General features: G+C 68.8%; 8 protein-coding genes and 1 pseudogene. 4 read left to right on the plus strand and 5 right to left on the minus strand.

Annotated features, from left to right (window positions below):
- Positions 1–57: 57 nt before the first annotated feature.
- Positions 58–405: a hypothetical protein gene (locus tag DL991_RS32685; protein WP_125788206.1), complete on the plus strand. Its 348-nt coding sequence runs from the start codon at positions 58–60 to the stop codon at positions 403–405.
- 411 nt (positions 406–816) lie between these two features.
- Here DL991_RS32685 and DL991_RS32690 read toward each other — a convergent pair whose 3' ends face one another.
- Positions 817–1,986 carry an MFS transporter gene (locus DL991_RS32690; RefSeq protein WP_125788207.1) on the minus strand — a complete coding sequence of 390 codons (1,170 nt, stop codon included), beginning with the start codon at positions 1,984–1,986 and terminating at the stop codon, positions 817–819.
- A gap of 98 nt (positions 1,987–2,084) precedes the next feature.
- Here DL991_RS32690 and DL991_RS32695 point away from each other — a divergent pair, with 98 nt between their 5' ends.
- The gene (locus DL991_RS32695) at positions 2,085–2,978 is read left to right on the plus strand and encodes a LysR family transcriptional regulator (protein WP_125788208.1); all 894 of its coding nucleotides are present in this window, start codon (positions 2,085–2,087) and stop codon (positions 2,976–2,978) included.
- Positions 2,979–3,572: 594 nt separating this feature from the next.
- Here DL991_RS32695 and DL991_RS32700 read toward each other — a convergent pair.
- Entirely contained in the window at positions 3,573–5,699 is a 2,127-nt protein-coding gene (locus DL991_RS32700) for an RNA polymerase sigma factor (protein WP_125788209.1), read from the minus strand.
- A gap of 78 nt (positions 5,700–5,777) precedes the next feature.
- Complete coding sequence (locus tag DL991_RS32705) at positions 5,778–6,728, minus strand: RICIN domain-containing protein (protein ID WP_125788210.1); 951 nt, start codon at positions 6,726–6,728, stop codon at positions 5,778–5,780.
- Positions 6,729–6,870: 142 nt separating this feature from the next.
- On the opposite strand from DL991_RS32705, the gene DL991_RS32710 reads away from it, so the two are divergent.
- Complete coding sequence (locus DL991_RS32710; RefSeq protein ID WP_125788211.1) at positions 6,871–7,179, plus strand: hypothetical protein; 309 nt, start codon at positions 6,871–6,873, stop codon at positions 7,177–7,179.
- 41 nt (positions 7,180–7,220) lie between these two features.
- Here DL991_RS32710 and DL991_RS32715 read toward each other — a convergent pair whose 3' ends face one another.
- Positions 7,221–8,711 carry an AMP-binding protein gene (locus DL991_RS32715; RefSeq protein ID WP_125788212.1) on the minus strand — a complete coding sequence of 497 codons (1,491 nt, stop codon included), beginning with the start codon at positions 8,709–8,711 and terminating at the stop codon, positions 7,221–7,223.
- A 111-nt stretch (positions 8,712–8,822) separates the two neighbouring features.
- Between DL991_RS32715 and DL991_RS32720 the strand changes: the two genes are divergently transcribed.
- Entirely contained in the window at positions 8,823–9,074 is a 252-nt protein-coding gene (locus DL991_RS32720) for an acyl carrier protein (protein WP_233599138.1), read from the plus strand.
- 54 nt (positions 9,075–9,128) lie between these two features.
- Here the strand turns inward: DL991_RS32720 and DL991_RS42750 are convergent.
- Positions 9,129–9,507: pseudogene (locus DL991_RS42750) on the minus strand (ACP S-malonyltransferase); the annotation flags it as partial.

The following is a 9,507-nucleotide window of genomic DNA, read 5'->3' on the forward strand; positions in this document are numbered from 1 at the left end:
GATTGAGAGAGAATGATGAGAAAATCGCTACACCGCGCCTTGCTCACGCTGCCTGCCGTGGTCGTGACGACGCTGGTAGGCGTCAGCGGGACAGCCACGGCCGCACCCGCAGGACCGCAAAACGAACCGGTTCAGACCATGGACTGCAGTCACTCACATTCGAACAAGGACCGCGGCTCGGGTCGGACGACGACCGTACTGCGCTATCGGACTGGGCCGCACACCAACTGCGCTGCACTGGGACAAGCCAGCAGTAACGCGCTGATCTACTACCACTGCTGGGCTGCCGGTGAATCGGTCGGCGGCGTGAGTACCTGGACCTGGGGGCGTGTCGCGGGCACACAGCGCGAAGGCTGGTTCTCCGACAAGTACCTCAGTAACGGCGGCTCCACGAAGAAGTGCTGAGCTGAGACCGTGGTGCCGGGCCCTCGGCCCGGCACCACGGTCCGTTCAAGATCGGTACGGCAGGGTATCCGACCACCAACCGGCGACGCGGGAGGTCTCTGGTGGCGGGGCCCTCGTTTCACTCACCCGAACCGGCCACGGCCGGGCAAGCAGCCTCTCCGGCAGCGGGCACATGGTGGAAAATCGGCTGTGCGTTCCAAATACCCTTTCTAGCGGCGATCCGCCGCCAGCGGAGCAGCGACTGCGGGCGGTGAGCCACCTCCGCCCCAGCGGATAACAGGACGAGGCTTGCCGTGCCAGCGGGATTTCGTCATGAATCGCAACGTCGATCGCCGGAATGCAGCGGACCGACTGGCGAAAGGCGACGGGCAGATGCGGGCTCGGAGACGGAAGCCGTGCCATCCGGATCCCCTAGGCGGACCGGCCACCGGCGGTGGCGAGAACCAGCACCGCCCCGGCCGCAAATACCCCACCGAACCACATCACCGCGGTGGTCCCGGCTGCGTCCGTGGCCAGCCCGCCGACCAATGCCCCGGCCGCGATCGCCGCGTTGAACACTCCAGTGAACAGAGCGGACGTCGCTTCGCGGGCGTCCGGGGCGGCCACCAGCATCCATGACTGCGAGGCCACCGAGACACCGCCGTACGCCAGGCCCCAGACCACCAACAGCGCCGCCGCCGCCGGCGTGGTCAGCCCCAGGATCGGGACAAGCGCCATCGTCGCCGCCAAAGTCCCGCCGAGCACGAGCAAGGTCACCCGTGGTGATCGCGCCGCTCCGGTGCCCGAGGCGAAATTGCCCGCGACCCCGAAGAGCCCGTAGACCAGGAGAAGCGTTCCGATCTGTCCCGCGCTGACCCCGGACACCTTTTCCAGTACCGGCCGGACGTAGGTGTACGCGGCGAAATGCCCGGTGACGATCAGCGCCACCACGATCAGCCCGAGGCGCACCCGCGGCACACCTGCCAGCCGCAGCATCGCGCCCAGGCGAACGGCCCCTTCCGTCGGCAACGACGGCAGTGAGATCGCCAGCGCGGCCAGTACCACCAGTGAAAGGCCGCCGGCACCTACGAAGGCCATCCGCCAGCCGACCAGTTCGCCGAGATAGGTGCCTGCCGGTACACCCAGCACGGATGCCACGGCGATTCCGCTGAAGACCAGCGAGGTCGCGGATGCGATCGACCGCGGTGGAACCAGCCGCACGGCCAGGCTCGCGGCGATCGCCCACACTCCGCCCATGCCGATTCCGACGAGGACTCGGGCGACCAGCATGACGCCGAAGCCGGGCGACCACGCTGCCAGGAGATTCCCTACCGCCAGCAGCGCCATCAAGGCGCACAGCACGGCCCGCCGGTCGAGATTCCCGAGCGCCGGGATCAGCAGGGGTCCGGAGACGGCCGCGACCAGACCGGTGACCATGAGCGTCAGACCCGCCATACCCTCGGTGACCTGCAGGTCGCGGCTGATAGGGGTCAGCAAGCCCACCGGCAGCATTTCCGAGGTGACCACGGTGAAGGTTGCCCCGGCGAGTGAGCGCACCGCCGGCCAGCCCTTTTTCCTCTGTTCGGTTTCCCTTGTCGTCACGTGTTCCAGGCAACCGTCGCCCGCTGCCGGGAACAACGGCCGATGTCTCATCCTTCTATGAGCGAGACTACTGGATCCACGGGGATGGAGGGGGCCCGATGAGCGGCCTGGAGATCCGTGAGCTGGAGGCGTTCCTGGTGCTCGCCGAGGAGTTGCACTTCGGCCGGGCAGGCGAGCGCCTGTACGTCTCTCAGAGCCGGGTCAGTCAGCTGCTCCGCTCACTGGAGGGACGGATCGGCGCGACGCTCGTGGAGCGCACGAGCCGCCGGGCAGAACTGACTCCGCTGGGGGAGAAATTCCTCGCCGAGCTGCGTCCGGCCTATGAGGCGCTGCGGGCCGCCGTGGATCACACGCGCGCCACCGCGCGAGGGATCGGCAGGGTGCTGCGAATCGGTTTCCAGGGCATCATCGACGACCACCTCGCGAACGCCATCGGCGGATTTGAGAAGCACCACCCGGACTGTGCGGTGGAGCTCACCGAAATCCCGCTGGCCGATCCGTTCGGCTCGCTCCGCCGTCGGGAGATCGATGCCGCGGTGGTGCTGCTTCCGGTGGAGGAACCGGATCTCATGCTCGGCCCGGTGTTCTCTCGTCAGCCGCAGATGCTCGCCGTCTCGCCTCGGCATCGGTTTGCCCACAGGGAGTCCGTCGCCGTCGAGGAGCTGGCGGAATGTCCTCTGATCGGGATCCGCGGTCCGGCCCCGGAATACTGGCGCCGCGCCCAAGCCCCCGAAATCACCCCCGGAGGCCGCCGGATACCGCGCGGCCCGACCGTCGGCACACTGCAGGAGGGCATGGGTCTCGCCGCGGCAGGCCAGGGCGGCATGGTGCTGTGCCGCTCGACGGCCGAACACCAAGGACGGCGGGATTCGGTCGTCTTCGTACCGCTCACCGGGCTGCCGGAATCTGTGCTCGGCGTGGTTTGGCATGCGGAGGACGGCGGCAGTGCGCGTGCCTTCGCAGAGGAGATCGCTGTGCAGGCTCGAAGCTGACCTCGATGTGTAATCTGGCCGCTTCGAGGCCCTGCCCCGTGATGGCCGAACGGGAGCGCCGCCTCGCCGAGTGCGGTGCCTTCATTCCAGTCGAGGCCAACCGTATGAAGTCGCTCCCCCGTTCCGGAAACGGACAACCAAGGGCGTCTTGAATGAGCACGCCGAACTGTGTACGGCACGGCCCGCTCACGGCGGGTTTCATGCGCTGGGCTGCGTTTCGGCGTCCCTCAGGCAGCCGCGTGATCAGTGTCTTCGGATGGTGCGCCTGATGTGCGACCCGGACGCCGGTCCTCTCGCTAAGATGTCGGTAACACCCACGACCTCTGAAAGCGGCACTTTCCCGGCGTCACCTGTCGGTCAACAACGGTACGTCGAACACGGCCGCCGGTCCGATGGCCATGAAGCCTTGATCCTCGGCCTGTCCGAGCCTCGCCGAACTCGGTCTGTTCCGGGCGAGGCGGGAACGCCGCAGTGCGGGCGAGATCGACACCAATGACGGCGGCCGGGGCGTGCACTTCGACACCCCGACGGTCATGTGCTGGAGGTTCTCACCCGCCCGTACGGATCCGGTGTCTCGCAGGGAAGCCGGACAACCTACTTCACGTACACCGACGTCGTCGTGTAGCTCAGGTGGAAGCCGCCGTCGGCCGCAGCGCCCGCCGGAGTGAAGCAGGCGACGGCGAGTACTGTGTTGTTCTCACCGATGTCGTTGCGGGACACCAGAGTGCAGTATCCGGGACCGATCGCGGACACGTGGGTGTAGCTCGGCAGCCAGCCCACGGGGACACGCACCGTGTAGCGACCGGTGCCGGTGCGCTCAACGGTGGCGTTGCCTGGCCGGGACAGCCACTGGTGTTCGACAGCCGTGGTGAACCGCAAGTCGGCACCATGTGGATGTCCTGGAACGAGCGTGGTGGTGCTCGCCCCGGTGGCCACCACTTCGGTGTCCGCCGGTATGCCCGCCGAATCGGTACACCGCACCACCTGCCCCGCTCCGGAACAGTGCCGGAGTGCGGAACCGACCGGGGTCAGCTGATGCACCGCCGCCTGCGCGACCTGATAGGTGCCGACGCCGGTCTTGATCACCGGAACACGATGTGTGCCCACGGTGAACAGGCCGGTGAACGGGCTGTCGGCGGGTGCGCCGGATCGGGCGAAGCAGCCGACCTCGACCGCCTCGTCCGCGCCCTGCTGCCACCACCGCACCGGCTGGCAGGTCGAGCCGGTCGCGCCCAGGTCGTTCGCGGTAATGTGCACGAAGCCTCCTGGACGGCCGACCTCCGGCAGCACGACGGTGTAGCGGCCGGCGCCGGTGCGGGTCACAGTGGCCTTGCGGCCTGGGGTCCAGTCACCGGCGGTCCAGTTGGACTCCTCGTTCCCGGGGTGCTGTGGTGACGGTCCAAGCTGGCGCGTGCCGGGCTCGCTCGCCCAGCGGACCTGCCAATGTGCCCATGTCGATCCGGCCTGGGGTCCGGGCACGCCGGGACCGGGTGTGGCCGCGGTCGGGCGACCACCGGTGGGTCCCCCGGTCACTCCGCCGATCGGAGCGCCCGGCGAAGTGACCCTGGGGACTCCCGTCGTGGACGTGCTCGGTGGCGGGAGCCACAGTGCGCTCGCCGCCTGCGAATCCGATGGGCCGGGTGGAGCCGGCGGCAGTGTCTGCAGAGCGCCCGGCGGTGTGACCGGGCGCAGCACGACACCCGGAGTGAGCAGCAGCAACCCGGTGATCACGGCGGTGCCGATGGTCCCGGCGACCGCGAGCTTCTTGCCGATCGCCGATCCCAAATCGACGGGTGCCGGCGGCGAGACGGTTTCCGTAAATACGACAGGCGGTTCCACGATGATGGGCGCCGGGTCGTCGAACGCGGGCAGATCGATCGCTTCCGCGGGCGCGAGCGGGGTGAGGGCGGCCGCGGACCGGGCCTCCGGATCAGGGCGGGCGGCCTCGGCCGCCGCGATGACCGCCGCCGCGATCGTGGGCAGCATCCGGTCGGCGCGGAACAACCGTTCGCCCTTCGGCCCGCACTCGGCGCAGGAACGCACGTGCGTCACCAGTTTCCGCCAATCCGACGGAGGCTGCTCTGCGTCGGGCACGAGTGCTCGGAAGCCGCCACACGTGCGATCTCCGTGATGGACCAACGAGATCGCCGTCCCGGCGTATTTGAGGCTCTTGCGCAGGCGATGCACGCGCGTCGCGGTGGCCCCGACGGTCCAGCCAAGCTCGGCGGCCACCTCCTCGCGCGTCATCCGACCGGTGGTTTCCAGCACCCACAAAGGAAAAAGCCTGCGTTCGTCATCGACGGTGAGCAGATTCGCCAATGCCCAGAACAACGCCAGCCCGTGCTCCTGCGACACGACGCCGTCGGACACCAGGTCGGTGGTCGCGATGTCCGGCACCTCCGCGGTGTAACTGACGCTGACGTTCTTGCTCCTGCGCCGCACGGCTTCGATGGCCCGCCTGGTCGCGATGGTGCGCAGAAACGGCAGCAGCGGCCGGCTTTCGTCGAACTTGCGCAACCCGCCGGCCACCACACTGGCGAAGACCTCGGCGGCAGCGTCGCCTGCGGCGTCACGGTCATGGTGCAGGACGCTCAGCGCGGCGACGTACACCGGCGTCCAGTAGAGCTGCCAGATCTCTTCGAACGCTCCGGAGTCGCCCGCCTTCGCGCGGCGTACCAGCTCCCGGTCCTGTGTTTCCCGGTCGTCTCGCTGGGTAGTCACTCGTCCTCCCCCTGCTCGTAAGAATGCGTCGCCGGTGCGGGCGGGCGCCGTTTCGCCGCCCGCACGATGAGGACCCGATCAGGCGAATCGCCACTGCTGGTTCCAGTCGCGGTGACACTCCCACTGCACCAATCTCGCGCCGGGCGGCTGGTCGTGGATCCATCGGTCGAGGCACTTGCCCGACCCGACGTTGCGGTACCGATGCACCGGCTGCCCGAACCGGTCGGCCGCCATCGGCTCCGGCATCCACTGCTGGAACTGGTCAGCCAAGTCACAACGCACCTGCACCACAGCGGTCCCGTTGGCCGCCCCACGCTGCGCCAACCCGAGGCAGAGCCCGGAATGCCGGAACCGGAACCTCGTGGCCCACGAGTTGGCCACGGGCCACGCGTTCATCTCCTGGTCGGCGCCGCCGTGGAAGGCCCACATCCACGTCGGTGCCCCGACATGTATGGCCCAGCCCCGCGCGTCTATCACTTGCGAACCGACCGGCTGACTCAGGAAGTTGCCCTGCCGCCATTCCTGGTTCGCGCCGCCGTGGCACTCTCGGATGCCGAGCCCGGCCCCGTGCGGCTGCACTCCCCCGGGGATCTCCAGACACTTGCCGCTGCCCTTGTTGACCAGCCGGAAGGTGCTGTAGCCGTACCGGTCGACGGTGTGCACCTCGGCCTTCCACAGCTGCGCGTCGCCGCCGTAGCAGTGCCACTGCCACACGCGGGTGCCGTCGGCCGGGTTGCCGTTGATAACGTCGAGGCACATGCCGCTATGCCGCGCGCCGATCGTGTGGTACTCGCCGAGCCGCTTGATCTCCCATTGCTGGTTACGCCCGCCGTGGAACGACCACGCGCGGATGGGCGCCGTCCTCTCGGTGCTCGCGTCGGGGACGTCGAACACCAGGCCGGACTGCGGATTGCTGAGATAGGCGCGAGTGAGGTCGTTGATGAACGGCGGCACTGCGGCTTGTGCGGGTGCCACCGGTATCAGGCCGATGGCGGCCACGATCGGCAGAAGTCGTGCAAGCAGACGCATGTCCTGCTCCTTCCCTGTCGAGGTTGGTCGACCTGGTTCGGGTGGCAGGACCGCGAGATGTCACGGCGCCGGTGAGTTCACTCCAACGGCCCACCGCGGGGGCCTGATGAGAAGGTGCACGTTCTGATCGATCACCTGGGGCATGCCTCTCCACCGCGCCAGCTGTGACCGCCGGGCCGAGGCCGTCGACCTGGCCGACCTCGGCACCACGCTCGCCGAGGCGGGCCATCCCGTCATCGCCCGCTCAATCTGGCGAATCGCGTTCGTCATGCTGACCGGGTTCCGCCCCCGCGCAGGCGGGGCTGGTCCGCCCGGTCCACATCGCGGTGAGGTCGTCGCCGAGCGATCCCCTTGGCACGCATGGGGCTCAATTGAGAACGTGCTCTGGCTGCCGGGTTCTACCGAGTTGGAGGACGCAGGGCATTCCACCAACGCGCGATCAGCGGCATGAGCGAATGAAGGAGCCGCGAAAACCGGTGCTGTGCCCGTGGATCACGGCATGGCCTGTGCCCGGGTGGTCAGCGCCCGGCGGTCGATCTTGCGGTTGGGGTTGAGGGGAAACTCCGCCACGTGCTCGTACCGGCGGGGCAGCATGCCCGCGGGGAGAATCTCCCGCAGCCCGCCCGCCAGCCGGGCCGGGGGCACCTGAACGCCGGTGTAGAAGACGACCAGTTCCGTCGTGTCATGGACAACCCTGGCCACCGTCACCGCGTCCTCGACTCCGTCGCACGTACGTAAGGCATGTTCGACTTCGGCCAGTTCCACCCGCCAGCCCTGGATCTGGACCTGAGCGTCGAGCCTGCCCACGTACACCAGGGTGCCGTCCGGCTGTCGATGGACGCGGTCGCCCGTGCGGTACCAGCGTTTGCCGTCACGGTCCAGGAAGCGGCCCCCGTCATCGTCGGGGTCGAGGTAGCCCGCGGTGAGTTGAGGACCGGTGATGCAGAGTTCGCCCTCCAAGGCGGCGAGGTCGCCCGACTCGTTCAGCAGGATGTACTCGTGGCCGGGGTGGACGGTGCCGATAGGGGTCAATCCGTTGACTCCCAACGAGGGCGACGCCGAGGAGTCCCAGCGGTGGGCGGCTATGGTGACGGTCAACTCGGTCGGGCCGTAGAGGTTCTCCAGGGTCGACGCGGGCGCGGCGACCTGCCAGTCGGCGGCGTCCTGGCAGCGCAGGGCCTCGCCGGCGAAGAAGCTCCAGCGCAGCGACGGCATCGCACCCGGCTCCAGGCCGCCCATGCGGCGGATCAGGGCGATCGCGCTCGGGGTGGAGAACCACACCGTCACGCCCTGGTCACGCAGGAACGATGGCATCTCTCGGTAGGCCGCCGGCGGCACGACTACGACGCAAGCGCCCACGCCCCACGCACAGAACATGTCGAACATCGCGCAGTCGAAGTTGAGGTCGAACGTCTGACTGAAGACGTCGTCCGCGGTGAAGTCGTAGCGGGCGTCCAGCAGGTCGAAGTAGTGCGCCGTGCTCGCGTGTGAGATCGGGACGCCCTTGGGGGTGCCGGTAGAGCCCGAGGTGAACAGCAGGTACGCCACGGACTCGGACACGCGCGGCTCCCGCAGCGCCCGGTTCTCCCTCACCGGCAGGGCATGGGTGCCGAGCACGGGGATCTCGACTCCGAGAGCGGGCAGCCCGGCCCGGCCCGCGTCGTCGACGATCAGCGCGTCGATCTCGGCGAGTTCGAGCATCCTACGGGTCCGGGCAGCGGGGAACGCCGGGTGCAGCGGCACGGCCGTCGCGCCCGCGTACAGCGCGGCGAGAATGCCCACATAGGACTCGATGCTCTTGCCGGCGAGCACTCCTACCCGCAGCGGCGGGCGGTTCGCGGCGAGCAGCGAGCCCGCCCACAGTAGCGCCAGCTCGTGCGCCTCGCGGAAGGTCACGGTCGTCGCGCCGACGCGGATGGCGGGCCGGTCGGGGGCTTTCGACAGGCCACGCAGGAACCGAGCGTGCAGGGCGCCGTCTGTCATGGTCTTCTCCTGACGAGGGAAGCGATGGGGGCGATAGGGGTTCGCGCGGGTTGCCCGCTGCCATAGCGTCGAAGCCGATCTGGCATGTCCACCGGGCGAAAGGCGACAAATATGATGTGGGACAAGCGGTTCGAGGAGATCTTGCGCGGCTACCTTCCCTTCCTGTCCGACGGAGAGGCGCTCACCCCGGAGACCGCCCTGCGCGATCTCGGGCTGGACTCGCTGGCCATGGTCGAGCTGCTGGCCCGCCTTGAGCAGGCCTACGAGACGCGTTTCGTCGACGACGCGCTGACGCTGGCGACCTTCGAGACCGCGGGCAGCCTGTGGTCGACGCTGCAGCGGATGGCGGGCGTCGCGGCGTGAGCCGAGCGGCGAGCCGTGGCGGTTCGGCCGCCATGGCTTGTCCGGCGCGCGGCCTCACACCGCCGCGCGCCTGCGCTTGGGCTGCATGGCCTTGGTCGGGTCGGCCGACACGACGGTGAAGCTTTCCGTGGTCACGCCCACTCGGCCGAACAAGGCGTCCTGACCGCACACGTACACAGTGGACACACCGACCCCGGTCAGCGCGCCGACGACGGCGGGCCATTGGACCGGCCTGGTGAACCCGTCCAGCAGCATCGCGCGCACCTGCGCCCCGGTGGTGAGCACGGTGCCGTCCTGGTCCGCGACCACCGCGACTGCCGGGTCCGCGAAGTCCAATCGGGACAGAACCTCGTCATCGGCCTTCATGGCCAGCCCGGTGAAGGCGGCACAGTGCATCGGCGGGCGCATCTGGTACAACGGCAGCCCGCCCCCC

Source organism: Amycolatopsis sp. WAC 01375 (genome assembly GCF_003947325.1).
Classification (GTDB): Bacteria; Actinomycetota; Actinomycetes; order Mycobacteriales; family Pseudonocardiaceae; genus Amycolatopsis.

What these genes read in the sequence shown, in the direction of transcription:
- DL991_RS32695 (WP_125788208.1), top strand. Translation starts at nt 2,085, where the DNA reads ATGAGCGGCCTGGAGATCCGTGAGCTGGAGGCGTTCCTGGTGCTCGCC.
- DL991_RS32705 (WP_125788210.1), bottom strand. Translation starts at nt 6,728, where the DNA reads ATGCGTCTGCTTGCACGACTTCTGCCGATCGTGGCCGCCATCGGCCTG.
- DL991_RS32710 (WP_125788211.1), top strand. Translation starts at nt 6,871, where the DNA reads ATGCCTCTCCACCGCGCCAGCTGTGACCGCCGGGCCGAGGCCGTCGAC.
- DL991_RS32715 (WP_125788212.1), bottom strand. Translation starts at nt 8,711, where the DNA reads ATGACAGACGGCGCCCTGCACGCTCGGTTCCTGCGTGGCCTGTCGAAA.
- DL991_RS32720 (WP_233599138.1), top strand. Translation starts at nt 8,823, where the DNA reads ATGATGTGGGACAAGCGGTTCGAGGAGATCTTGCGCGGCTACCTTCCC.